Here is a 26583-nt window from a genome sequence, read left to right on the forward strand (position 1 = left end):
CGTGGATTAGTTGACGTATTCGGGCGTATGCGATACGCCCCTACAAGGCAATTGGGTGAAATGCGGATATTCAAATTATTTTAATTTACGATTTGACAATTTACTATCTACTATTTGAGCATTAAATCGTACTTCGTAAATTGTCAAATAGTAAATTAAAATAATCCGCGAAAATCTGTGTTTCTGATGTCGGTTTCAGAAGCAAGGCTATTGGCCTCTAACTCCTTTCTAACTCCCTCTAACTCCCTTTAACTCCTTTCTAACTCCTATCCCATAAATGAAGAATTGTAAAAACGCAAAAATTCTTTGTTCTTCATTCTTCATTCTTCATTTAAAAACTCCTATCTTTGCACCCGGTTTTGAAAAACGGATTGGATTTATGGAGCGTGTTACATTCAAAGGGTTTGCGTATGGAGCTATAGCAGCTGCCAGTTATGGGTTGAATCCCTTGTTCGCCTTGCCTCTTTATGCCGATGGCATGGGGGCGGATTCTGTGTTGTTTTACCGGTATGCCTTTGGGCTGGTCATGCTTGGCGTGATGATGTTGGTGCAGAAGCAGTCGTTTGCATTGCGCCGATGCGAAGTATTGCCGTTGGTAATCATGGGACTGCTCTTTTCCTTCTCGTCGCTTACCTTGTTCTTGTCTTATAATTATATGGATGCGGGGATTGCCTCCACCATCCTGTTTGTCTATCCGGTGCTGGTGGCCATTCTGATGGCGGTATTCTTTAAAGAAAAAGTTTCCCCGATAACAATGATTTCTATCGCATTGGCGTTTACGGGCATCTCGTTGCTTTATCAAGGCGAAGGCGGGCAGACTTTAAGTCTGACGGGCGTGACATTGGTCTTTATATCCTCGCTCACGTATGCTCTGTATATAATAGGTGTAAACCGCTCGGTATTGAAGGATATGCCTATCGCCAAGCTGACATTCTATGTCTTGTTGTTTGGCTTGAGCGTCTATGTGATACGCTTGAAATTCTGCACTCAACTGGATGTAGTCAGCCAGCCGGTATTATGGATAAATCCGGTATGCCTTGCCTTGTTCCCGACCGTTATTTCATTGGTGGCAATGACAAAGTCCATTCATTATATCGGTTCGACTCCAGCCGCCATATTAGGCGCATTAGAACCGCTGACCGCTATCTGTTGCGGGGTGTTGGTGTTCGGCGAACGGCTTACTCCCCGCATTATATTGGGAATTGTGCTGATACTGGTAGCCGTGACACTTATCATTCTGGGCAAGTCGTTGATTCGCCAGCTTCAGGTACGGGTGATTCACCGTAATCATCATTTCCCGCAACGTTAACCGAAAAAGGCAGGAGGACACGTGGACGATACCTATAGAACCATAACCGGACCTTCGGAAGCTGTTTATACGGAGAAGCGGAGCAAGTTTATCGCCGTTGCCCTTCCTGTGCGTACCCTTGAAGAGGTGAAAGAGCAGCTGGATATTTACCAGAAGAAATATTACGATGCCCGCCATGTGTGTTATGCTTACATGTTAGGGGCGGAGCGGAAGAATTTCCGTGCCAATGATAACGGAGAGCCTTCGGGCACAGCCGGAAAACCGATATTGGGGCAAATCAATTCGAAAGAGCTGACCGATGTGCTGGTGATTGTGGTGCGCTATTTTGGGGGTATCAAGTTAGGTACAAGCGGGCTGATAGTAGCATACCGTACGGCTGCTTCACTGGCTTTGGAGGAAGCCGAAGTGGTAGAAAAGACGGTTGACGAAGAAGTGGGCATCGCTTTTGAATATCCTTTTATGAACGATGTGATGCGGGTTGTGAAAGAAAATCTGCCTGAGATTGTGAGCCAATCCTATGATATGGATTGTTTCATGCGTCTGCGCATCCGTAAGTCGGAAATGCCGCGTTTGCGTGCGCGGTTGGAAAAGGTGGAAACGTTGCGCTTTGTGTAAGGTTTAAATTTTGCTCAGGTTTATTTGCGAATTGTTTCCGGGAATGTAATGATGCCGCCTTGTGGTATTCGTACGACGGCGTTCGCACAGGCAAACGGGGACGGTTGCTTATCAAAGGCGGGAAAACACTCGATAAATAACCTTAGGAACATAGCTGAAAGCAATATTTTTATACTTTTGCATCGAAAATAATGATTATATGAGACAAATAATATACGCAATTATAATATTATATTCTATTTTGATAATTTTAGGATGCAACGGAAATAAAACAACAAACAAACTGATGCCGGAACTTGAACAAGCGGAAAAGGTAATGTTCGACCATCCGGACAGTGCATTGCATCTATTGGAAAGTATGGAGATTCCTTCGTCACAAACTGATAAGGAGAACCATGCGCTGTGGTGTCTGCTTGTGACACAGGCACAGTACAAACAGGTGATGAAAATCCCTTCTGATTCCCTGGTGAGGATAGCATACGATTATTACAAGCCGACAGATAATGCTCGTAGAAAAGCAATGTCGGCACTTTATATGGGTGATATAAATTATGAATTAAGGAATATAGAGGAAGCCATGCAGTATTATCTGGAGGGTAAAACAGAAGTGGAAAAAACGGATGACTACAAAACGGGTTATCTGGTCATGATCTCATTATGTAGGTTATATTTATATCGTGATTTTGCTGATTATGCTTTGGAAGCCAGCAGGAAGGCATACGATTATGCTGTGAAAGATTCCAACAAGCGTTATCAGTTAGCTTCTCTTAAATATCTGGCCAGATGTTATTGCATTTCAGATTCATTGTCGAAGGCAATAGATACATATCATAAATGTAGTGAGCTGACTTTAGAACTTGATCTTGAAAGTTATTATTATGACATACAGAGCGAAATAGCCTTAGTATATATGCATAAAGGTGATATCAAAAAGTCTTTAGAGATTATAAAAAGCTTTCCAATTACATACCAGCGAGCTTCATTGATGGGAAAGAACTACTACCTTTTGGGGCAAATGGATTCAGCTTATTTCTTTTTAAATAAAGCTTTAAAAACTGATAACATTTATACTAAGGTGTCTGCATACCAATACCTATATAAATTGGGGGATATTCCCAAATACCGTAAATACCTGAAAACCTATTGCGATTCCCTTCTTTTTTACAACGATTCTATCATAGCTATTGATAAAGGCAAGGAAATCGTCGCCTACAAGGAGAAATACGACCACCAGAGACTAATCACCGAACAGCAGCGTCTGAGGCTGGAGAAGGCAGATGCACAGCGTATGATGTTCATCATCACAATTTGCCTGATAGTGGTTATAGCTGTCGTAGCTTACCTCTATCAGAAACGGCTTGTGAGAAAGGAAACTACCATCCGCAAACAGTCGGAACAGCTACAGGAGTATATGCTTCAACTGCACGAATACGAGACACAGCTCATGCAGAACAACCGCTACATGGAGGAACTGAAGGAACAGCTGTCCGGCCAGGAAATGAACTCTGAAGAACTGCATGAATACCGTGAACAGATAGACAGCCTTCAGATTGAGAACAGCAGGCTGTCTGAAAAGATAAACTCTCTTCAACATCATATTAACGACTATTCTTCCAAACTGGATAAGGCCAGACGTGAGGCAGATAAGTTCCGCAACTTATCGGAAGAAAATCTCTACCTGAAGCAGAGGGAACGTGTGCTTACCGACTATGTGGTGGACAACGACAGACTGGTGAAGGAACTGAGAGAAAAATGCCGTGTCCTGGAGACCGGTGAATGGGAGACTCTGGAGCAAATGTGTGAAAGTACATACAGTAATTTCGTGAGCCGCCTTCAGGGTGTATGCCCAACTCTTACGAAGCAGGAGCTACACCTCTGTATGCTGATAAAACTACGTTTCAACAACGCACAGATGTCGGAGATCTTCGGTGTGAATACGACTTCCGTATCTCAGAAAAAGTTCCGCCTGAAGAAGCATCTGAGCGATACTCTGCAAGACGGTCTTCCGGATGAAATGACACTCGACAGATGGGTAGCAGAGTTCTGAAAAATGAAAATGTAGATTTTGGGTTTGACATAAAATATATGATAAATCATTGTATATTAGTGTAATACATGGATTTTCATTCAGATTAAAATGTAGATATACTTTTTATACACTTTAAATTTGTATATACTAACTTTGTGGTCGGAATAGATAATCGTAAACAATAAGAGTAATATACAATGAGATTTATTAAAGTATTTTTGTTTGTGCTGACAGGAATCATACTACCTGTAAGTTTGTCCGCACAGACAGTTAGCGGAAAATTGATTGACGAGAACAACTTAAATAATAAATTAATATTCTTATGACTAATAAATTAATATTTTCTATTTTTATTTCCTTATTTATATCATGTGCTTTTTCGACTATTAAAGCTCAAACTGATGTTCGCCCTTATAAAGAGTGGGAAGCTACCCAATTCGTTGCTGTTAGTGGACATCAACCTGAAGATTATGTTCTTACTGATAATAATTGGGAAATAATGTATAATTTACGTACTCCACATACCCAAAGTGAACTTCTTGGTATGGGGATAAAATGTTCTGATAGCCAATTATTATTGTTGGAAGTAGGAGGGCTGATTAATAAAACAAAAGGAAAATGGAAATGCACAATTCCTATTCTCGATAAAGAACAGACTACATCTTTAAGAAATGTCAGTAAGGAAATTGCGGCATCTATGTATTCAAAAACTAAGAATGATTTTGTCTCTCTTGTACATACAATCAAGGAAATGGGATTTGAAAACAATGCACTTTCATTGGTCTTTTCATATCTTTTGGACGGTAGGATGTGGACAAAGCTTGTTTTATTTGATGATATAAACAACCATGCTGGTTGGAGCGGTTGTTATTGGGTTTTATATGAGCCACGCAAAGACCTTAAATTCGGTACAAATGGTTTCGGTGATATGAATTTGATATTAACCTATCTCAACAGTGAGGTTTCGCCAAGCAGTAAAACGATGGATGATAGTGCTGATGAAATATCCCAATATGGTAAAATAAACAATCCGCAACTTATCTCTAAACTCATTCCATACGGCTTGACAAACCAAAGCGGAGACATTCTGTTTCCTATCATAAAAAAACAGCAAGATAGTTTTCATCAAATTATTGATAAACTTGTTAATTCCATTTCGTCAGAACTTAAAGACAACTGTGGCAATATCGCAACTCAATATGATATAAATGATGAAAATACAGCAATGGTGATTTTGTATCATGAAGTTATGTGGTATTTAATGGATAATCTGATCCAGGATAAAGTGTTAAACATACCAGCTGTTTTTAAAGACGAAGAAAACAACAAACAACGATTGAATGAAGTCGTTTTTTTTATTGAGGGTGGATTGATGCAATAATATCTATTCAAAAATTATCAGATGCAGATAAAATTTTGCGGTAACAGTCCGCTATAAATTCAATACTGCCAAGAGCAAGTATAAAGGAACAGGAGCAGGTGACAACCAAAAGAGCCGTATGTAAGTATTATCTTAAATTCAGGAATGACTTTGAATAAATAATTTTATATATGAGGAAGTTATTGTTTTTTATTTTCAGTGCTTTTACAGCCATTGCATTAAAGGCACAGACACCCTCTATCGAGGCGTTGCGTACATGCGCAGCTGAAAAGGGAATGTCTCCCAAAGAATACATATTCAAGCAGTTTGAGAAATCGGATATAGTAGTGCTGGGTGAGCGCGACCACCGTGATACGGTACAATACGACCTGATTCACGACATCCTGGCCGATCCTCGTTTTGCCGAACAGATAGGATATGTTTATACCGAAGTCGGCTCGTACAACATGAATGATGATGTAAACCGCCTGCTGCAAGGCTGTTATCCAACGGAGGCGGCTTTCATGGACAGCCTGTATGCCTACTATAGAAAGTCGGAGACCTTCTATCCGATTTGGGAGAAATACAACCGCGTGAAGTTTCTGAAAGGTATATATGAAATAAACCGTACCTCTCCAAGGAAAATCAGGCTTGGACTGACCGATTGCGAGTTCTCATGGGATGAAATCCGTACTGTAGAGGACTACAAGGATTTCTGGAAGTCACCAGGTTTGAACGATCGCGACAGTTTAATGGCTACCCATATTTCGGAAATGTATGCCCGCCAGACACCCTTGAACGGTAAACGCAAGGCCTTGGTGATAACCAATCAGCCTCATGCCATCAACGATTCGTTTATTCTCAAAAAGAGCAATACTGTTTATGGGGCACAGGGTTGTTGGATGAAGAAAATCTTTGGAGAAGAACGAATCAAAATCGTGGTACTGAACTGGTTTGATTACAACCTGTTTGACGGTAGTAATTTCCCGATGACCGGAGAAGGACATTGGGATGCAGCTTTTGAACTGTTGGAATGCCGTCCGTTTGCTATTGATCTGAAAAATACACCTTACGGAGAAACTGCATACAACGGTCACGTCGGAGGTACCACGACCAAATCAAAGAACAAGTGTTGGCAAGATGTGGCAGATGGACTTATCTACTATGCACCCCTCTATGACCATGTGGCTGCATGGGGTATTGAAGGACTTATAACCAAAGAGTTTGAACCTGAAATCAAACGCCGCCTGACCCTATTTTTCCAGGCAACACAACCCGGTGCAGAAATACCCATGGAGGCTGCCATAGAAGAATACAATGTTTTTCATGCCCATCCAGCTGCCATCAAAAGCAAAGAGGAAGTGAAGGAAATCATTCAGGAAGTACTGGAGAAGAATCTTTGACAATAATGTAGTGGTATTGAATTATTAGCCCTACATTTATAGTCCAAGCAATCCTATTGACAACTACTTTTTAAACAGAACACACAATGAAAAGACTGAAAGGACACTTGCTGATTTTACTATTAAGTTTAGTCTGCTTCACAAGCTTGTCGGCACAAACCGATGCTGAACGGAAGTTCTTGGCCTCAGCCGACTCGCTGAATACGCTACTCTTCGACGCATATACTGGGAAAGATTATCCGGCCGCCGAAGCCCTCTGCCAGCAGATTATCGACTTATACGACGCACACGCGACGCAACTGGCCGAAGGTTATGCCTACTTCAAATACTCCAGCTACTATAACATGGCCAGCATCCAGGCAATACAAGGGAAAAAACAAGAAGCTGCCAGCAGCCTGCTCAAAGCACTGGACAGCGGAAAGATTGAAGTAAGCTACAACAGGATAACCAACGACGAAGACCTGAAAGACATTCTGGACGCACCTGAACTACAACCCGCCCTGAAGCGTCTGAAAGAAACCACCGATTATCTTTATATTCTGCAGAATGCGCCGGAATACACCCGCACGCAGTCGGTAGACAGCCTGCCCCGGATTGTCTATGCGCAGGCCGACGAGCCCGACCTGAAGCGCGTCCGTGACTATTTCCGGCTGGACAGCGTGGCCGTGGCGGGCGACGAACTGGGCACCATCAAACGCATCTTGACCTATATCCACAACAAGATATGCCACGACGGGCAGAACGGTAATCCGAAGGGTGGAAACAACTCCATCAACTTTGCTGAGGCCTGCAAGGACGGCAGCCGAGGTCTGAACTGCCGCGGACTGGCTACGGTGCTGAACGAGTGTTACCTGTCGATGGGTATTCCGTCGCGCGTCATCACCTGCATGCCAAAGACGTACATCAACGATTGCCACGTCATTAACGCTGTCTATTCGTCCACTCTCGGCAAGTGGCTTTGGATAGACCCTACGAACAACGCCTGGGTGACCGACGAACAGGGCAACCTGCTGAGCGTGCAGGAAGTGCGCGTACGTCTCAGGAGCGGCCAGCCCGTCCGGGTGAACGAAGAGGCCAACTGGAACAATGAAAAGAAGACCACGACGGAAGACTATCTGTACGAGTACATGGCCAAGAACCTGTTTTATCTGGAAAGTTGGACGCGCTACGGGTTCAATACGGAAAGCGACCGAGAGAACCTTATCAACTACATCTTTCTGCAACCCACCGGCTGCGACAGCGACCAACGGAACCCGGGGAACTTTTCTGTCAACGACGACCGGTACTTCTGGCAGGTTCCCTAGTAAGAGGTATCACATTTGTCAAGTAACTCAATTACATGATTTCTCCTGGCTACAAATTCTTTCAGAGAGTTGTTGAGTCTTCCTTTCAGAATGTTTTGCAGAAGATATGACGTTGGACCGGTGGCTGGCAGAATATTGAAAATGCAATTGTAGAGATGATAATTTGTGGATATAATGGTAATGATCAGAAAATCAGATGAATATAAGTGTATGCTATAAGCCGGCTTGTAGAGACGTTTTTCATTTTTGTTCCGATAATTCATTCTATCTTTGTCGGTGAAGAACTTACAACAGAAATACAAAATAATACATACAGCATGAAAACACTTAGGAAAACACTACTGCTACTATGCACTTTGGCATCTTCTTTTGGTTTGTCGGCACAGACCGTCAGTGGGAAGCTAGTAGACGAACAGAACCAACCGTTACCGTATGCAAACGTCGTATTATTGTCTCTTCCGGATTCAGCGTTTGTAAATGGAACTATCAGTGGTGAGGACGGAACATTCACTCTGGATGCAACATCGCAAAACCAGATAGTGAAAATATCCTCCATAGGATATAAAACAGTATGTAAGCCTGTATCTCCGGCCAATATCGGTATCGTGCAGCTCGTATCAGATGCACAACAATTAGGGGAAGTTGTTGTAAAAGCAGACTTACCTAAAACACGCGTAAAAGGGGATGCCATGGTGACTACAGTTGCGGGTAGCATCCTTGAAAACGCAGGAACAGGAAACGACCTGTTAAACAAAATACCTGGCGTATCAGCCAATGAGGGGGATATTAAAGTTTTTGGTGCCGGAACTCCTGAAATATATATCAACGGACGTAAAGTACGGGACAAATCCGAACTCGACCAACTTGCATCCGACAACATCAAGAGCGTGGAAGTGGTGAACAATCCCGGCTCGCGCTATGATGCGACAGTCAATGCGGTTATCCGCATTCAGACTAAAAAGCCACAGGGAGAAGGGTTCGGTTTCAACAACCGTTTTTATACAGGCTACGGTTACGGATGGAATGTGCTGGACCAGTACAACTTCAATTACCGAAAAGGAGGCTTCGACCTTTCGGGTATGCTGTATGGCAAGAAAGGATACACGGAAGACCGCAAGACCATCACACAGAAAACGCTGTTGGATAAGACATGGATACAGGATTCATATCTCTGCACACAATATGACATGAAAGATATTTCGGCCATGCTGTCGCTAAACTATCAGTTTAACGAAAATCACTCTCTGGGTGCACGCTATGATTATGACCGGACACCGGAACGTCATGAAACGGTAGACCCGATGAATACCCTGGTGTATCAGGATGATGCTCTTTATGAGGAGAGTCACACTACGGGCTGGAGAAATACACAGGAAACCAGACATACCCTTAATGCTTATTATAACGGACGTGTAGGAGACTGGAATATCGACTTCAATGCGGACGGTTTCTGGTCGGATACGAAGAATCCACAGGAGATGCTTGAGCAGTTCACTCCAGCGGGAGGTTCCTTAGAGAAACAGACTGTCACCACCAAAAATTTGACAGACAATACCCTTTATGCTACCAAACTGATTTTTGGTCATCCACTATGGGGAGGAAACCTCTCTTTTGGCGGTGAATACACCTATACGAACCGGAATAATGCGTACATGAATGTGGAAGGAATCCTGGATAACAATAACAGCAACATCAAGGAAAACTCTACTTCGGCATTTCTGGAATATGCCCGCAGCTTCGGCAAACTTCAGGCACAGTTAGGTGTACGTTATGAGCATTTGTCTTCCGACTATTACGAGGATGGCAAGTATATGGACGAGCAGAGCAGGACATACGACAACGTATTCCCATCCGTATCCTTGAATCTTCCGATTGGTAAAGTACAGACACAATTGACCTACACCGGCAGTATCTACCGCCCTTCATACTGGATGCTGAGAAGTGACATCATGTACGGCAACCGATATACTTACGAAGGAGGTAACCCGCTGCTGAGACCGTCACTGATAAATCGTCTTACACTGAATGTATCATACAAGTGGATATATCTCAATTCACGATACATACACGGAGAAGATGCCATTACACAGCTGAGCAGGGCATATTCGGAAGACAATCCAACCGTTTCGTTACACTCCTTCTACAACATGTATGACAGTGACAAGTTATATACCACTCTGACATTGTCTCCAACAATCGGATTATGGTCTCCACAGTTCAATTTTCTTCTGCTCCAGCAATGGTATAAAGTGGAAACATCCAATGGAACAGAAAACTTCAATAATCCGATATTGAGCTTTGCCTGGAACAACAATTTCAAGCTGCCTCTTGGTATCAGTCTCGATGTAGATTTGGGGTTCGACACTCCGGGTGACAACGAAAATACAAAGGTCGAAGAAGGGTGCTGGTATGCCAACATCAGTCTTTATAAGAGTTTCCTTAAAGACCGCCTTTCGGTCCAGCTGAAAGCCTATGACCTTTTCAATTCCTATCAGGCAAAATCAACTGTTTACAGTGGCAACCGTCTGATGACAATCAAAATGGAAGCCCGTAGAAATATCAGCATAACTTTACGATATAAGTTTAATGCAGCCAAGAGCAAGTACAAAGGAACAGGAGCCGGAGACAGCCAGAAGAACCGTATGTAAATCATCGTAACAATAACAAGCAGTAATGTGGTGGAAAAAATAAATCGCCAAATTGTGATAGCTTCATCTGGTGTAAGATTAATAATCTTGCGCTTGTAAGATTAATAATCTTACAGCCTGAAGATTAATAATCTTACCGAAAAGGCAGTTATATTGGAAACTGTATGCTTCAATGTTCATACAAAATCAAGCACTTCAATGTGGGTGCCGGTATGCTTTATCCCTTTAAGTCCAAAGGATGGAGCGGTGGCACGAAATTGCTGAGCAATGAGGTACGGAAAGAAACTTGGTCCTTCATAAAGGATAACGGGAACATGTTCCTGCTCACTCTGTCATGGGATTTCAGTGTGGGAAAGAAACACCATGCAGGAACCAAGGTCACGAACAATGTAGACCGGGAAACTGGTATTGTTATGTAACACAATCTTTAAACATATATTTAAACGACAGGCTCTAAGAGCCTGTTTAAATTTTGCTCAGGTTAATTTTGCGAATTGTTTTCGAGGATGTTTTTCTGACTTTATGAGGAAGATAGCGGGCTATCTGACGAATAAAATCGGGAAAACAGACCGGAAACAAACGCAAAAGAACCTGATAGAATATTACTTTATTGGAAAATTTAAACAGGCTCTAAGTCCGAGCACATTTCAAAACAGGCTCTTAATAAAATGTAACATGTTTGTAACATGTTTGACATAAATAGTTTACCTTTGTCCTTTACCTTTGCACAAGTTAAAAATGAAGAGACAAATGAAAAAATATCTCTCTGCGCTGTTGTTGGCGCTCTCTGTAGCATCTGTCGGTGCTCAAGATTTTAGTTGGAAAGATGCGGTTCCCGAGATTCACGGTACAGTGCGTGGAAAGTACGAATATCAGACTACGACCAATGAGCAACGTTTCCAAGTGCGTAACGCACGTGTCAGCGCGACTGGCAGACTGCTCCCTATCGTGAGTTATAAGGCTGAAATCGACCTTTGCGACGAAGGGGTTATCAAGATGTTGGATGCCTATGCAAGGGTTACTCCATTTAAAGGTTTTGATGTCACCATCGGGCAAATGCGTGTGCCTTTTACCATTGATGCGCACCGTTCTCCTCACTTGCAGTATTTTGCTAACCGCTCGTTCATTGCCAAGCAGATGGGTAGTCTGCGCGATGCGGGTGCCACGTTGAAATATAGTATGAAAGAAGGTTTTCCCTTTTCGTTGGAAGCTGGTTTGTTCAGTGGTTCAGGATTGACCGAACAGAAAGGGTGGCACAAAGCTTTGTCTTATTCAGCAAAACTGGAGATGCAGCCTTTCAAAGGGTATAATCTGACGTTAAGTACGCAGCGCATTCGCCCGTTCGACCGCAACATCTACATGTACGACCTTGGCACTTATTATGACTGGAATAACTGGCATTTCGAGGTAGAAGCAATGTATAAGGATTATGCTCACTCTTTGTTCGAGAGTGTGTGGGCAGTGGATGCTTTCATCAATTACGATTATTTCATCAAGAAAGAAAAAAGCTTGATAAAGAAAGTGTCTTTTCTGGCACGTTTCGACTATATGGGCAACAACAGCGATGAATTGGATGAGGATGGGATAGATTACATCATCACCGACCACGAGCGCAAGCGTGTTACTGGCGGTTTGACGTTTAGTTTTGGTAAGCCTTTCCAAGCCGATCTCCGCTTGAACTATGAGAAATATTTTTACGATGACAACTCGTTGGCATTGGAGTCGGAACAAGATAAATTGGTAGTAGAAATGATGGTTCGCTTCTGATAATTTGCTTTTATAAACATTTGTTTGAAGCCGTCCTGGTTGTAGTGGTTACACCTGGGGCGGCGTTTTTTTATTAGAAGCTGTTTTGAATTTATCGTGCGATGATTTGGGATGAGTTTTTGAGGCATTTTCGCTTCTGTGATGAGGAAGATAGCGGGCTATCTGACGAAGAACAGGAGCGAAAAGGACCAAAAAATCGCCCAAAGCACATACGAAAACAGATACATCAAGCCAAGAAAAACTTTTTGGAGAAATTCAAAACAGCTTCTTAGTTGCTGGTAGGAAGCTTGGGTATCTTTCTTGTGTCGGGATAAGGATGTAAGGAATAAAAGGAACAAAATACGTGGTTCGTTTGTTATTATCTTGACAACTAATTTTGAAAATGGGAAAAAATGCTTATCTTTGTATAAACCTTAACCTGCCTGCTATGAAGAGAGAGGTTTTACTGGTCGCGTGTGTGATGTGTCTGCTGCTTTTGGGATGTGAGAAACAGCAGGTGCAGACTTTTTCGGTGTCTGATAAGCTGGAAATCATTTCGGACATGGTTTCGCAAAGAGAAGCTTTAGGCTCTTCCAGGCAATTGGATGCTTCGGATATTCTTTTGACAAAAGATTTACTTTACGATCAGCATACACTGGAAGATATCTATCCCTATGGCGATACGGTGCGTAGCTTTAAGTGGGAAATCATTCGCAAATGTTTGGCATTCATAGAAAATATGCAACGTGATGAGGTGGATTGGGTTGTGCTTCGAAACTATAAGAATCGTAATGGAGAAGCAGCTTTGGTACATCGGTATGTGCGGAACGTATATGGGAGGGTGGCAGACACATGTGGTGTGGAGCGTTATCAGTCAATACCTTTCTATGAGCCGAATGACTCGTTAGTGCCTGTTCGATACGGGCGCGATGGTTCACTGGCTTATCTGAAGGACCGGGAAGGTAGTTTCTTGCGTATCGTTCCTGTGACGGCGGAAAGTGAATGGCTTGTTCCGTCGCGATACGTCAGACAGCTTCCTGCGGGCATAAAGTTCCACCATGCGGTATTCGTCGACCGGCTCGATCAGAATATCACTACACTGGAGCGGACAGGAGAAGGGCAATGGACCATTCGAAGTATGAATCCGGCAACGACAGGTATGCACCGTCCACCATATGCACAGGAGACCCCGCTAGGAATGTTTTTGTTGCAAGAAAAGAAAGAGCGGATGGTGTTTTTGAAAGACGGTGGTTCCGGTGTAGGAGGGTATGCTCCATATGCATCTAGATTTACGAACGGTGCCTATTTGCATGGCGTGCCGGTTAATGTTCCACAAACCCGGATGGTAGAATACAGTTGGTCACTAGGTACGATTCCCCGTTCACATATGTGTGTGCGCAATGCTACTTCGCATGCTAAGTTCATTTTCGATTATCTGCCAACCGAGGCTACGCTTGTAGTAATTATTGAGTAGTTGGAAATACAGAAGCATTGTGGAAATATTATTTTGAGAAATCCGTGTAATCTGTGGTGGGAAAATTATTTATTTTGTAACTTTGCAGCCGTATTCTAAATTGATTTCATGCTGCGTATTTTCTTGATTATTTTGATGATGGTAGCTTCCGTATGTAGCTCTGTGCTTTGTCGGTCGGAAGAAAAGAAAGATGCTCCACAAGTGAAGATTGTGGATCGTTGCCTCCAGTTGTATCACGAGATGGACTTGGAAGGACGGGTGAATTATATTGCTTTCCGTCAGGCAGTGACGGGTTATTATCGTATCGGACAGCGGAAACGGGAGGTGCTGACCCTTATCGACTTTTCGAAGCCTTCTACGCAGGAACGTTTGTACGTGTTCGACATGAAGCAGAAAAAAATGCTGTTCTCTTCGGTGGTGGCACATGGGAAGAACAGTGGGAACATCTATGCTACTTCGTTCTCAAACGAAGACGGTTCACACAAAAGTTCGTTGGGGTTTTATTTAACTGAATCAACGTATCAGGGCAGAAATGGTTATTCGCTGTTGCTGGAAGGATTGGAAAAAGGTATTAATGACCGTGCCCGTCAGCGTGCCATCGTGATGCACGGGGCTGCGTATGCCAATCCTTCTGTCATTCGTAATGGTGGGCGTTTGGGAAGGAGTTTCGGTTGTCCTGCTGTCCCTCAGAAGTTATGCCGTCCTATCATTGACGCCATTAAGGGTGGTAGTGTGATGTATATCTATGCCGCTAAACCCAGCTATCTGGCGCAAAGCTCAATCTTGCACGCGGAGGGTCAGGATAGAGAAGAGGCAGGTATCAGTCTGGAAGCAGCCTTGCGGTAATACCACCATCCGAAGAGGTCAGCCAGTGCCCAGCCGATGGGAATGGACCACCAGATGCCATGTACGCCAATAGAAGGAATAGAGGCCAGTCCGTAAGCTAATGCGACGCGGGTACCGAGCGAAAAGACGGTGAGCACTACTGACATGCCTGGCATGCGGATGGCACGGAAAAGTCCGTAGAGCATGAAAAGGTATCCGATACCTACGTAAAAACTGCCTTCCACACGTAAGTATTCTACCCCAATGGCGATGATTTCGGTTTCTTTAGCATCGATAAAAAGTTGCATCAAAGGACGTGCAAAGACAAAGACCGCTGCAGAGATACATAGGCAAAAGCCGGTGATGAACCATAGCGTATTGTGTATTCCTTTTTTTATCCGTTCGAATTTCTTAGCACCGAAGTTTTGGGCAATAAAGGTGGAAAAAGCATTCCCGAAGTCCTGTACAGGCATATAAGCAAAGGTATCAATCTTGACAGCGATGGCAAAGGCTGCCATTACGGCGGTACCGAAACTGTTGACTAACCCTTGCACCATCAGAATGCCAAAGTTCATTACCGATTGTTGCATGCATGTAAGTGAGGAATAAGTGGCTATCTCCCGGATGGATTGTCTGTTGATGCGGATATGTTTCCATTTTAGCCGGAATATTGGGAAGCGGTAGAGGGTATACAGGCAAAGTCCTACACCCGATACGATTTGTGAGATGACGGTGGCTACTGCAGCTCCTGTCACGCCCCAGTGGAAGATTGCGATGAACACCAGGTCAAGTACAATGTTGAGTATCACTGATATACCCAGGAAAGCAAGGGGTACGATGGAATTGCCTAAGGCACGGAGCAGGAAAGCATAATAATTATAAAGGAATGTGCTGAAGATACCGATGAATATCACCAACAGGTAGTCATGCATCATTCCAGTGATTTCGGCAGGAGTTTGCAGCCAGCGGATGATGGGATGGACGAATATCAGTGACAGCGTGTTGATGATGAGAGTAATACCGCCTGTCAGAAGGAGTGATGAGACCAGGCTTCGTTTCATTCCCTCGTAATCTTTTGCTCCATATTGCAGAGAGAATACGGCTCCTGTACCCATACAAAGCCCGATAAAGATGGAGGTAATGAACACCATCAGCGAATAAGCCGACCCTACCGCTGCCAGTGCATCGGCACCTAGGAAGTGTCCAACGATGAGTGTGTCGGCTATGTTGTAGCATTGTTGAAGCAGGTTTCCCAACATCATCGGGATAGCGAAACGCAGCATTGTGCCCGTGATGCTACCTTTTGTCAGGTCGCCCGCTGAAGTATGGTCTTGTATGTTCATGGCTTTGTCTTTACGTTTGCTGCCGCAAAGATATTGCATAAATCAAAAACATATACTACCTTTGCCTAAATTTATAGTCAAACTTGGATTTATAAACCTTATATGATATGTTCAGAAGTCATACTTGTGGTGAGCTGAGACTCGCCGATGCAGGCAAAAACGTGACGCTCGCCGGCTGGGTGCAGCGTACGCGTAAGATGGGAGGGATGACCTTTGTGGATCTTCGTGACCGATATGGCATCACCCAATTGGTGTTTAATACAGAAGTGAATGCAGAACTGTGCGAGCGAGCCAATCACTTGGGACGTGAATTCGTTGTTCAGGTAATGGGCGTGGTGAGCGAGCGTTCCAGCAAGAATGCCAACCTTCCTACTGGTGAAATCGAAATCATCGTGTCGGAATTGAATGTGCTGAATGTGGCACAGACCCCTCCGTTTACGATTGAAGATAATACAGACGGCGGCGATGACCTCCGGATGAAATACCGCTACCTGGATTTGCGTCGTACTGCCGTGCGCAAGAATCTGGAGTTGCGCCACCGGATGACAATGGAAGTGCGCCGTTACTTGGACAGCAAAGGCTTCCTCGAAGTGGAAACTCCGATGCTTATCGGGTCTACGCCCGAAGGTGCGCGCGATTTTGTAGTGCCTTCACGCATGAATCCGGGACAGTTTTATGCCTTGCCTCAGTCTCCGCAGACGTTGAAGCAGCTACTGATGGTGTCGGGATTTGACCGTTATTTCCAGATTGTGAAATGTTTTCGAGATGAAGATCTTCGTGCTGACCGTCAGCCTGAGTTCACACAGATTGACTGTGAGATGAGTTTTGTGGAACAGGAAGACATCATCCAGATGTTTGAAGGGATGGCAAAGCATCTGTTCAAGGAATTGCGTGGTGTGGAACTGACTGAGTCGTTCCAGCGTATGCCATGGGCCGATGCAATGAAGTATTATGGTAGCGACAAGCCCGACTTGCGTTTCGGCATGAAGTTTGTCGAACTGATGGATATATTGAAAGGTTATGGCTTCTCAGTATTCGACAATGCAGCGTATATCGGCGGTATCTGTGCTGAGGGGGCGGCGCATTACACTCGCAAACAACTTGATCAGTTGACTGAGTTTGTGAAGCGTCCGCAAATCGGTGCGAAAGGCATGGTCTATGCCCGCGTGGAAGCCGATGGTAACGTGAAATCAAGTGTCGATAAATTCTATGCTCAAGATGTACTTCAGCAGATGAAAGAGGCTTTCGGTGCCAAACCGGGTGATTTGATATTGATATTGAGTGGTGACGATGCGATGAAAACTCGCAAACAGCTTTGCGAATTGCGCCTGGAGATGGGTAACCAGCTGGGCTTGCGCGATAAGAATAAGTTTGCCTGCTTGTGGGTGGTAGATTTCCCGATGTTTGAATGGAGTGAGGAAGAAGGTCGCCTGATGGCAATGCACCATCCGTTTACCCATCCTAAAGACGAAGACATTCCTTTGCTGGATACAGACCCGGCTGCCGTGCGTGCCGATGCTTATGATATGGTGGTCAACGGCGTAGAAGTAGGGGGTGGTTCTATTCGTATCCACGATTCAGCGCTTCAGGAGAAAATGTTCGAAATTCTGGGATTCACACAGGAAAAGGCGCAAGAGCAGTTCGGCTTCCTGATGAATGCCTTTAAGTTCGGTGCACCTCCTCATGGCGGATTGGCATATGGTCTCGACCGTTGGGTATCGCTCTTTGCCGGTCTTGACAGCATCCGCGACTGTATTGCATTCCCAAAGAACAATTCCGGTCGTGACGTAATGTTGGATGCTCCAGGCTATCTTGACCAGAAGCAGCTGGACGAATTACATCTGCAAGTAGTGAAAGAAGACTGACCCAAAAAGGCATTGGTCATCGTTATCTCTTAAAAGAAGTTGAATGAAAGAATCTGTACGCGTCATCCGTTTTGCTATCGTAGGCACGCTCAATGCTTTGATTACTGCGTTTGTGGTATGGCTGCTGATGCATATCGAGGGTGAAAGTTACATCACGGCGAATATCATTGCTTATGTCGTGGCGCAGATTCACAACTTTATTTGGTGTAAATATTGGATATTCCCTCTTGAGCCTGGCAATAAGAAGAACAGCATCTGGCATCAGGTGTTGTTCTTTGCCGGTGCCTTCCTGCTGGCCTACAGCATGCAGTTCCTTTTCCTGCTGATGTTGGTGGAGTTGTTTTACTGCAATGAGTATCTGGCTCAGTTCCTGGGACTTTTCATCTACGGTGCGGTCAACTTTATCACCAACCGTCACATTACTTTCCGCTGATGTCATTTCGCAAACATCCCTTGCAGTGGCGTATGCGATATGCTACTGCAAGGGATGTTTGCGGATATTCATTAAAAACATTATGCCATTTTCAGCAGGTGCTGTTCTTCGATGTAATTCAGTCCTTTATCGAGTATGACTTTACGGGTTTCTTCCGGGCTGTCAGTCCGGAATACCAGGATGCCTTTGCCCGAAAGTAGGAATGAATAGAGGTAGGAAATACCTATCCCTGCCTGGCTGAAGCTTCGAATGGCATCGGCTGCACGTCCCGGTTGGTTATCGAGCATGATGGCGAACACGTCCGAAAGATTTGCTGAGATGCCTGCCTGTTTCAATGTTTCGTAAGCGCGCATCGGTTCGGAACAGATGATGCGGTAGATACCATATTCTACTGTGTCGGAAATGGTGGAAGCGATAAGTTGGATATTCGCTTCTTTCAGTAGTTCGAGCACCTGAAGCAATGTGCCCGACTTGTTTTCTACAAATACAGATAACTGGTGGATGGTCATATTTTATGCTTTTTAGGTTTACAAGAACAAGCTCTGACGAGGTTGGCAAAACTCTGAATATTCAAGGCTGTTTAAAGCTTTGTCACCTTATCAGCTGATGCCTTGTGTTGGTATTATATCAATGTTTTTCTTAAGTCTTTCACGCGTATGGCTTTACCTTCCTGCTGGGGCAGGCTGCCTTTAGGTACGAGTTTGACGCGCGGAGTTATCAATATTTCGTCTTTCAACTGGCGGGTGATTTCCTTGGTTAGTCTTTGCAGGAAACCATAGTCATCGGTAAAGTCGTTCAGTTCTACTTCTACGGTCATTTCGTCATTCGCTTCCAGATTGGTCAGCGTGATGAGGTATTCGTTACCCAGTTCCTTAAATTGCATCAGAATGTTTTCTATCTGGATAGGGAAGATGTTCACACCCTTCAAGATTATCATGTCATCGCTCCGGCCTTTCATGCGGTCCAGTCGTTTGTGGTGACGTCCGCAAGGACAGTCACCTGGCAAGATGCGTGTCAAGTCACGTGTGCGGTAGCGCAGGAGGGGCATTGCTTCGCGGTTGATGGTAGTCAGCACCAGTTCGCCTATCTCACCTTCAGGTACCGGTTCCAGTGTTTCCGGATTTACGATTTCCACGATGTAATAGTCTTCCCAAATGTGCAGACCATTCTGTTCGGGACACTCGAATGCCACTCCCGGACCACACATTTCAGACATTCCGAAAGAGTTGTATGCCTTTACGCCTAACATGTCCTCGATGCGCCGGCGTTGTTCGTCCGAATGTGGTTCAGCTCCGATAATCAAGGTACGGAGCTTTGTATCGCGGTGCGGGTCAATGCCCATCTCTTCCATTACCTCATAAAGTCGTCCAGCATAGCTGGGAATGGCGTGTAGCGCGGTAGTGCCGAAGTCGGTGATAAACTTGATTTGCCGCTTGGTGTTTCCAGCTGCTGCAGGTACGGTGAGCATTCCAAGCCGTTCGGCACCATATTGGAATCCCAGTCCACCGGTGAACATTCCGTAGCCCGATGAATTTTGGAAAATGTCACCTTTGCGTAATCCTACCATGTAGAGGCAGCGTGCTACGGCATTTGCCCATTCATCCAGGTCGTGTTGGGTATGCAGGATGACGGTAGGTGTGCCCGTTGTGCCACTGGACGAGTGCAGGCGTACCACTTCTTCCAGCGGAACAGCCGAAAGCCCGAATGGGTAATGGTCACGCAAGTCTTGCTTGGTGGTAAAAGGTATTTTCTGTAAATCGTCCAGCGAGCGTATGTCTTCCGGTCTGAGGCCGTTCTCGGTGAAGCGTTGTTTATAGAAAGGAGAGCGCATGCAGCGTTGCAATGTTTGTTGCAGCCTCTCCATTTGAAGCCGTTCTATCTCCGGGCGAGTCATTGTTTCCAGTTCCGGATGCAAGTACATTTGTTCGTGTTTCATAGTTTTTTCTGAGATGTAATGTATTTAGTGTGAACATTCTGAGATGTCATCTTTAATTGTTTTATGAATGTCCGCAATCAGCCAATTCGCTGAGTTGAAAATGCAGTAGTACTGCCTTTGCTGATGCAGTATATATTCATAAGCCGATGCAGTATATATTCATAAGCTGATGCAGTATATATTCATAAGCTGATGCAGTATATATTCATTTTTCAGGGGTATGCATTGACTGTTTGCGGACATTCATTAATTGTTTTCCTTTTTGATTGGTGCCGTTATAAACATGGTAGAAAAATCTTATACTTAAGTGCTTTATATTTTATGTTGAGACTTGACTGGGACAGATTTTGTTTTCTTTGAATCCTTTGCTCTCTGAGGTTTAAGAGATTGAAGTTTCATTAGGAAATATAAGATTTTTCATTGTTTTTACAGGCTGGTTAATTATTTTGAACTTTCATCAGCACTTTATTTTCAGTTCGTTCAAAATGCAACGCATTTTTTCAAACGTAGTGATGCGGGTAGGTACCAAAGGAAGGCGCAGGCGGTTCTTTATCATCCCCATCATGCTAAGCATGGCCTTCACTCCTGCCGGATTACCGTCAACAAAGAGTAGCTTAAACAATTCAGTAAACTGGTGATGGATAGCCAATGCGCTAGGATAATCACCGGCTAGTGCCAGACGGGTCATACGGCTGAATTCTCGTGGAAATGCATTTCCTATGACTGAAATGACTCCTACAGCTCCCAATGTAATCAGAGGAAAGGTAATGCCGTCATCGCCTGAAATAACATCGAAATTGGTTGGTTTGTTTTTTATGATGTCATCCATTTGTGTAATGTTTCCCGAGGCTTCTTTAATGGCTACGATGTTTTCGAAATCACGTGCCAGGCGCAACGTCGTTTCAGCTGTCATATTTACACCCGTGCGTCCAGGTACGTTATAAAGTACTACCGGCAATTTAGTAGCTTGTGCGATGGCTTTGTAATGTTGGTAAATCCCTTCTTGTGACGGCTTATTATAGTAAGGTACGGCAACGAGTACGGCATCTACTCCTGTCATATCATCATTTTTTAACGTGTCAACTACAGTTTGGGTACAGTTACTGCTCACGCCTAACAGAATGGGAACTCTTCCGTTTACTCGTTCTATGACAGTTTGTTTTATCTTTTTCTTTTCGTCAGCCGTCAGTGTTGGGGTTTCTGCTGTGGTTCCCAGTACACATAAGAAGTCTGTGCCATTTTGGATCTGATATTCCACCAACTTAATAAGTGCATCATAATCCACACTTCCGTCTTCATTAAAAGGAGTGACTAATGCCACCCCCATTCCTCTCAACTTTCTTCGTATCATAATCAAAATATAAACGTGATCTATTAGCTTCACAAAAATACGAATATTTTTTTTTTTAAAACAAATATGCCCTTAATTATTTAACGTTGTAAAGTCAACCGACCCATGCAATTTAAAATTGATTTAAAGAATTCGTTCGTTTCCACAAACGAAGATATGCTTCATCTGCCATTCCAGTTACTTGCTACACTTCGCGGTGCCGGTTTGCTGACGGGGTAGGGGAAAGGTTATAAAAAAAGTCTGTAGGCTGAGCTTACAGACTTTTCAATTCTCTCTAATTGTTCGAGATTGGATTATTCAGCAACTACTGAATCAGTAGCAGCGGCAGCTGTTGAATCAACTGCTGTAGAATCCATTACCGGAGCAGCTTCTTCTACAGTTTCAACTGTTGCTGAAGAATCTACAGTGCTTTCAGTGTTAGCTGCTTTGTTTCCGCAAGATGCAAAAGAAACAGCAGCAAATGCTACGAACAAAAATACTAATTTTTTCATTTTCTTTGCTTTTTTAAATCTGTAATACTTATGTTGTCTTCTTAAAACGCTGCAAAGATATAGAGTTTTTTAATAGGTTGTTCATGAAAACCGGTTTTTTTTTGAAAAAAATATGTTTGGTAAAGGAATCTGAACGTACAAAGTGTAAAAATGCGATTCTCTGATGCCGGTTAGCGATGGTCTGCAAAATAATGTGTAACTTTGCATTCCCTGAATCAGGATTAATTATACACCTTATTATATATATGACAGATAATTCTATTTTTCGCAATAAGAAAGCGGCCTATTGCACCTTGGGATGCAAGTTGAATTTTGCCGAAACATCTACAATAGGAAAGATGCTGAAAGAAGCAGGCGTACAGACAGTGCAGAAAGGAGAAAAGGCGGATATATGCGTAATCAACACCTGTTCGGTGACTGAGGTCGCTGATAAAAAGTGCAGGCAGGCGATTCATCGGATGGTGAAAGAGCATCCGGGAGCTTTCATCGTGGTGACAGGATGTTATGCACAGCTGAAACCGGAACAAGTGGCGGGCATTGAAGGGGTAGACTTGGTATTGGGTGCCGAGCAGAAAGGAGATTTGATGAAATACTTGGGTGGGCTGGAAAAGCGTGCTCATGGCGAAGCAGTGACTTCACCTCAGCAAGATATACATACATTTGTGCCTTCTTGTTCAAGGGGAGACCGTACCCGTTATTTCCTGAAAGTACAGGACGGATGTGATTATTTTTGCTCGTATTGTACGATTCCTTTTGCACGTGGAAGAAGCCGGAATGGTAAAATTGCTGATTTGCGGGAACAGGCACGACAGGTTGCAGCAGAAGGTGGTAAGGAAATAGTATTGACGGGAGTCAATATCGGTGATTTTGGTAAAAGCACTGGTGAGACATTCCTTGAGCTGGTGCAGGCACTGGATGAGGTGGAGGGAATCGAACGGTACCGGATCTCTTCGATTGAACCAAACTTGTTGACCGATGAGATTATTGCGTTTGTAGCTCAATCGAAACGGTTTATGCCTCATTTTCATATTCCATTACAATCGGGATGCGATGAAGTGTTAAAATTGATGCGCCGGCGCTACGACACGAAGCTGTTTGCTTCGAAGGTGCAAACGATCAAATCGTATATGCCTGATGCGTTTATCGGTGTGGATGTGATTGTGGGGACGCGTGGGGAGACACCCGGCTATTTTGAGCGTACCTATCAGTTTATTGAGGGACTGGATATAACCCAGTTGCATGTATTCAGTTATTCGGAACGTCCGGGTACGCAAGCCTTAAAGATAGATTATGTAGTCTCTCCGGAAGATAAGCATGCACGAAGCCAGCGTCTGCTTGCTCTGTCGGACGAAAAAACAACAGCCTTTTATGAAAGACATATCGGTCAGGAAGCTGTTGTCTTGATGGAACATGCTAAGGCGGGAGCACGAATGCATGGCTTTACACCGAACTATATACGGGTAGAACTGGAAAATAAAGAAGGCTTGGACAATAATTTAGTGCGTGTACAGCTGGGTGAAATGAATGCCGATGGGACAGCATTAAAAGGAATCTTGTGTGGAAAGTTGGATTGATTTGGATGTTTTAACATTTCCGGAGCAGTGAAAATAAGACTTGTTGCATTCTATTGGTGCCGGTGGACAAATGGGAACCGATCCTGTAGAAGTTTTATTGTAATTTCAGCTCATTGGCGCTTGTTGTTTTGCAATAAAATTGTATATTTGTAAGAAGCTGTTTTGGATTTATCGCCCAAAGCACACACGAAAACGGATACATCAAGCCAAGAAAAACTTTTTGGAGAAATTCAAAACAGCTTCTAAATAGAGTCGGTATTTGTGTTTCCCTGGCACGTGTTTGTTGTTAATCTTATAAGGAATAAGAATGTATGAGTAAGATAAATGTAGCTGTTGTCATTTTGAATTGGAACGGTGCAGAGATGCTCCGCAAATTCTTGCCTTCTGTATTGACCTATTCACAGGGAGAAGGTGTGAAAGTGTATGTAGCCGACAATGCATCGACAGATGATTCATGTGCGGTTGTGGAAAATGAGTTTCCTGAGGCTTGCTTGATGAGGCTGGATCAGAATTATGGCTATGCGGGTGGGTATAACAAGGCATTAAAGCAGATAGATGCAGAATACGTGGTGTTGTTGAACAATGATGTAGAAGTGGGGAAAGGCTGGTTGGAGCCTATGGTGAAATATATGGACGAACATCCGCAAGTGGCAGCCTGCCAGCCTAAAATCTTGAGCTGGCGAGTAAAGACTAATTTCGAATACGCTGGGGCGGCAGGTGGATTTATCGACCGGTATGGTTATCCGTTCTGTAGGGGACGGGTGCTGGATGAGATAGAGGAAGACCGTGGACAGTATGATTATAATATACCGATATTCTGGGCTACAGGGGCGGCGTTGTTTGTCCGGCGGAATGTATATTGGGAAGTGGGAGGTCTGGACGAACGCTTTTTTGCCCATATGGAAGAAATAGATTTTTGTTGGCGGTTGCGTAGCCGGGGGTATCGTATTGTCTGTTTGCCGCTATGTGAAGTATATCATGTGGGAGGGGCTACTTTAAAGACAAGTGACCCGAAGAAAACTTATTTGAATTTTCGAAACAACTTGCTGATGCTTTATAAAAATTTGCCAGCTAAGGAGTTGAAGCGTGTAATGCGTGTCCGGCTGATATTGGACTATCTGGCAGCTGGTTTCTTTGCTTTGCGTGGGAAAGTAGGGGAAGCACGTGCTGTGTTGAAAGCACGTTGTGACTATGTGGCCATGCGACCTCAGTTTGAAACGGACCGCAAAGAGAATTTGCAGAAATCAGTCAATACTGATATTGGGGAGCGATATCGTTTCAGTCTGCTGTGGCGAGTACAGGGAAGAAGGAAGAGAACGTATGAAGAGTTGATAGGATAACTCTTTATAGAATGTTTATTGAGGGTATATCAAAATAAAGGACGGCTATCAAAATGAAAGCTAAGTCCTGTTTTGATACACCCTCAAAACAGTTTTTTATTTGTAAATAGCTTTTTTCCCAGCCAGCAGGGTGTTCCGCATCAATGAAACGATAGTCATGGGGCCTACACCTCCTGGCACAGGTGTGATGAAGGAGCATTTAGGAGCTACCTCATCGAATTTTACGTCTCCAGTCAGTTTGAATCCTGATTTTTTTGTTGCATCTGGAACGCGGGTAGTGCCTACGTCAATAATAACCGCTCCTTCTTTTACCATATTTGCTTTTACGAAGTTGGGTTGTCCCATGGCGGCTATGATGATGTCTGCTTCTTGGCATTCTTTTACAAGGTCTGCACTGTGGCTATGACAAACGGTCACTGTGGCATCGCCCGGATAATTTTTTTGCATCATCAGCATCGCCATCGGTTTGCCTACAATGTTGCTTCTTCCCAGTACGACACATTTCTTTCCTTGTGTTTCGATGTGGTACCGTCTGAATAATTCCATGATTCCGTTGGGAGTGGCTGAAATATAGCAGGGGAGTCCGATAGACATGCGTCCTACATTAATGGGGTGAAAGCCGTCTACGTCTTTGCGGTAGTCTATCGTTTCGATTACCTTCTGTTCGGATATGTGTTTGGGCAAAGGCAACTGGACAATAAAACCATCGATGTCTTCATCGTCGTTTAACTCACAGACTTTTGCCAGTAGTTCTTCTTCGGTCACGTTGTCTTCGTAGCGGATCAATGTGGACTTGAAACCGCATACTTCACATGCTTTTACTTTCGATGCCACGTAGGTCTCACTTCCACCATCGTGACCCACTAAAATGGCAGCCAGATGCGGACGTTTTCCTCCATGGGCAACAATGTCTGCTACTTCTGCTGCAATTTCTTGTTTAATCTGTTCAGAAATAGCTTTTCCATCAATCAATGTCATATTTCTTCTGTTTAAATTGTTTAATATATTAATGCTCTAACAAAATTAATATTTTCCATTCATATCATCTAGTATATTTGTTTCTTTATGCTTTATTAACCCAGCATCCGTAGCGGTAAAATGAAATGCCTGAAAGAATTTGTGAAATCAGTGTCGGAAGGCATAAATGCTACGCTGTAGAAGATAATCTTTTCCAATATCGGATAATTCTCTCCGTCACTGAGGGTAATCTGCATGATTTAAATGCGTTTGTTCTGTGTTTTCTGTGTTTTTGTCTGTTTCCGAATAAAAAAACATTGGAAAAGTTTGCAGATTCAAAATTAATGTTTACCTTTGCACTCGCTTTTGAGAGGTAATCAACATGGTGACTATAGTTCAGTTGGTTAGAGCGTCAGATTGTGGTTCTGAATGTCGTGGGTTCGAGTCCCACTAGTCACCCTCACTTAAAAAACCTCTTCGGAGTAATTCATTACATTTTATACCAACATGGTGACTATAGTTCAGTTGGTTAGAGCGTCAGATTGTGGTTCTGAATGTCGTGGGTTCGAGTCCCACTAGT

The 26583-nt window shown here is 43.8% G+C and carries 22 protein-coding genes and 1 tRNA gene; 17 read left to right on the forward strand and 6 right to left on the reverse strand.

Annotated features, from left to right (window positions below; all coding sequences use genetic code 11):
• Positions 1–379 precede the first annotated feature (379 nt).
• The 12 genes from H9625_RS12460 to H9625_RS12515 all read left to right on the forward strand — a co-directional run bounded on the left by H9625_RS12460 (position 380) and on the right by H9625_RS12515 (position 14734).
• A complete protein-coding gene (locus H9625_RS12460) occupies positions 380–1309 on the forward strand; it encodes a DMT family transporter (RefSeq protein ID WP_191764614.1) in 930 nt (309 codons plus the stop codon).
• A gap of 21 nt (positions 1310–1330) precedes the next feature.
• Entirely contained in the window at positions 1331–1924 is a 594-nt protein-coding gene (locus tag H9625_RS12465; RefSeq protein WP_191764617.1) for an IMPACT family protein, read from the forward strand.
• A gap of 286 nt (positions 1925–2210) precedes the next feature.
• Positions 2211–3971 carry a coiled-coil domain-containing protein gene (locus H9625_RS12470; RefSeq protein ID WP_191764619.1) on the forward strand — a complete coding sequence of 587 codons (1761 nt, stop codon included), beginning with the start codon at positions 2211–2213 and terminating at the stop codon, positions 3969–3971.
• A 304-nt stretch (positions 3972–4275) separates the two neighbouring features.
• Positions 4276–5334, forward strand: a complete 1059-nt coding sequence (locus H9625_RS12475) for a hypothetical protein (protein ID WP_191764621.1) — start codon at positions 4276–4278, stop codon at positions 5332–5334.
• 170 nt (positions 5335–5504) lie between these two features.
• Positions 5505–6716, forward strand: coding sequence for a hypothetical protein (locus tag H9625_RS12480; protein ID WP_191764623.1), 1212 nt, complete (start codon positions 5505–5507; stop codon positions 6714–6716).
• 86 nt (positions 6717–6802) lie between these two features.
• Complete coding sequence (locus H9625_RS17765; protein ID WP_225226421.1) at positions 6803–8020, forward strand: transglutaminase-like domain-containing protein; 1218 nt, start codon at positions 6803–6805, stop codon at positions 8018–8020.
• A 317-nt stretch (positions 8021–8337) separates the two neighbouring features.
• Positions 8338–10668 carry a TonB-dependent receptor domain-containing protein gene (locus tag H9625_RS12490; RefSeq protein ID WP_191764625.1) on the forward strand — a complete coding sequence of 777 codons (2331 nt, stop codon included), beginning with the start codon at positions 8338–8340 and terminating at the stop codon, positions 10666–10668.
• Between the two features lie 164 nt (positions 10669–10832).
• A complete protein-coding gene (locus H9625_RS12495; protein WP_225226422.1) occupies positions 10833–11087 on the forward strand; it encodes a hypothetical protein in 255 nt (84 codons plus the stop codon).
• A gap of 331 nt (positions 11088–11418) precedes the next feature.
• Entirely contained in the window at positions 11419–12435 is a 1017-nt protein-coding gene (locus tag H9625_RS12500; RefSeq protein WP_087398237.1) for a porin, read from the forward strand.
• Between the two features lie 101 nt (positions 12436–12536).
• Entirely contained in the window at positions 12537–12707 is a 171-nt protein-coding gene (locus H9625_RS12505) for a hypothetical protein (protein ID WP_191764626.1), read from the forward strand.
• Positions 12708–12862: 155 nt separating this feature from the next.
• Positions 12863–13888 carry a L,D-transpeptidase family protein gene (locus tag H9625_RS12510; protein WP_087246921.1) on the forward strand — a complete coding sequence of 342 codons (1026 nt, stop codon included), beginning with the start codon at positions 12863–12865 and terminating at the stop codon, positions 13886–13888.
• Positions 13889–13996: 108 nt separating this feature from the next.
• Positions 13997–14734 (forward strand): murein L,D-transpeptidase catalytic domain family protein, encoded by a 738-nt coding sequence (locus H9625_RS12515; protein ID WP_087212170.1) that lies wholly within the window; start codon positions 13997–13999, stop codon positions 14732–14734.
• Here H9625_RS12515 and H9625_RS12520 read toward each other — a convergent pair.
• A complete protein-coding gene (locus tag H9625_RS12520; protein WP_191764628.1) occupies positions 14686–16056 on the reverse strand; it encodes an MATE family efflux transporter in 1371 nt (456 codons plus the stop codon). The two genes, H9625_RS12515 and H9625_RS12520, sit on opposite strands and share 49 nt — an antisense overlap.
• Positions 16057–16163: 107 nt before the next feature.
• On the opposite strand from H9625_RS12520, the gene aspS reads away from it, so the two are divergent.
• Both aspS and H9625_RS12530 read left to right on the forward strand, forming a co-directional pair.
• Complete coding sequence (gene aspS / locus H9625_RS12525; protein ID WP_022039917.1) at positions 16164–17921, forward strand: aspartate--tRNA ligase; 1758 nt, start codon at positions 16164–16166, stop codon at positions 17919–17921.
• A gap of 43 nt (positions 17922–17964) precedes the next feature.
• Positions 17965–18354 (forward strand): GtrA family protein, encoded by a 390-nt coding sequence (locus tag H9625_RS12530; protein WP_022039916.1) that lies wholly within the window; start codon positions 17965–17967, stop codon positions 18352–18354.
• Positions 18355–18434: 80 nt separating this feature from the next.
• Here H9625_RS12530 and H9625_RS12535 read toward each other — a convergent pair whose 3' ends face one another.
• From H9625_RS12535 to H9625_RS12550, 4 genes are all read right to left on the reverse strand, one after another.
• Positions 18435–18863: an acetohydroxyacid synthase small subunit gene (locus H9625_RS12535; protein ID WP_022039915.1), complete on the reverse strand. Its 429-nt coding sequence runs from the start codon at positions 18861–18863 to the stop codon at positions 18435–18437.
• A 113-nt stretch (positions 18864–18976) separates the two neighbouring features.
• Positions 18977–20275, reverse strand: a complete 1299-nt coding sequence (locus H9625_RS12540) for a phenylacetate--CoA ligase family protein (RefSeq protein WP_087247090.1) — start codon at positions 20273–20275, stop codon at positions 18977–18979.
• A 472-nt stretch (positions 20276–20747) separates the two neighbouring features.
• On the reverse strand, positions 20748–21641 hold the full coding sequence (gene dapA, locus H9625_RS12545; RefSeq protein ID WP_087212173.1) for a 4-hydroxy-tetrahydrodipicolinate synthase: 894 nt from the start codon (positions 21639–21641) through the stop codon (positions 20748–20750).
• A gap of 293 nt (positions 21642–21934) precedes the next feature.
• A complete protein-coding gene (locus H9625_RS12550; protein ID WP_022039911.1) occupies positions 21935–22132 on the reverse strand; it encodes a PG1828 family lipoprotein in 198 nt (65 codons plus the stop codon).
• A gap of 245 nt (positions 22133–22377) precedes the next feature.
• On the opposite strand from H9625_RS12550, the gene mtaB reads away from it, so the two are divergent.
• Both mtaB and H9625_RS12560 read left to right on the forward strand, forming a co-directional pair.
• On the forward strand, positions 22378–23706 hold the full coding sequence (gene mtaB, locus H9625_RS12555) for a tRNA (N(6)-L-threonylcarbamoyladenosine(37)-C(2))-methylthiotransferase MtaB (RefSeq protein ID WP_087212189.1): 1329 nt from the start codon (positions 22378–22380) through the stop codon (positions 23704–23706).
• A gap of 320 nt (positions 23707–24026) precedes the next feature.
• On the forward strand, positions 24027–25046 hold the full coding sequence (locus H9625_RS12560) for a glycosyltransferase family 2 protein (RefSeq protein ID WP_191764636.1): 1020 nt from the start codon (positions 24027–24029) through the stop codon (positions 25044–25046).
• A 96-nt stretch (positions 25047–25142) separates the two neighbouring features.
• Here H9625_RS12560 and folD read toward each other — a convergent pair whose 3' ends face one another.
• Positions 25143–26024: a bifunctional methylenetetrahydrofolate dehydrogenase/methenyltetrahydrofolate cyclohydrolase FolD gene (gene folD, locus H9625_RS12565; RefSeq protein ID WP_022039908.1), complete on the reverse strand. Its 882-nt coding sequence runs from the start codon at positions 26022–26024 to the stop codon at positions 25143–25145.
• Positions 26025–26388: 364 nt separating this feature from the next.
• On the opposite strand from folD, the gene H9625_RS12570 reads away from it, so the two are divergent.
• Positions 26389–26462 (forward strand) — tRNA-His (locus tag H9625_RS12570).
• The last annotated feature ends 121 nt before the right edge of the window (positions 26463–26583 follow it).

The sequence above is a fragment of the Phocaeicola intestinalis genome (assembly GCF_014837065.1).
Classification (GTDB): domain Bacteria; phylum Bacteroidota; class Bacteroidia; order Bacteroidales; family Bacteroidaceae; genus Phocaeicola; species Phocaeicola intestinalis.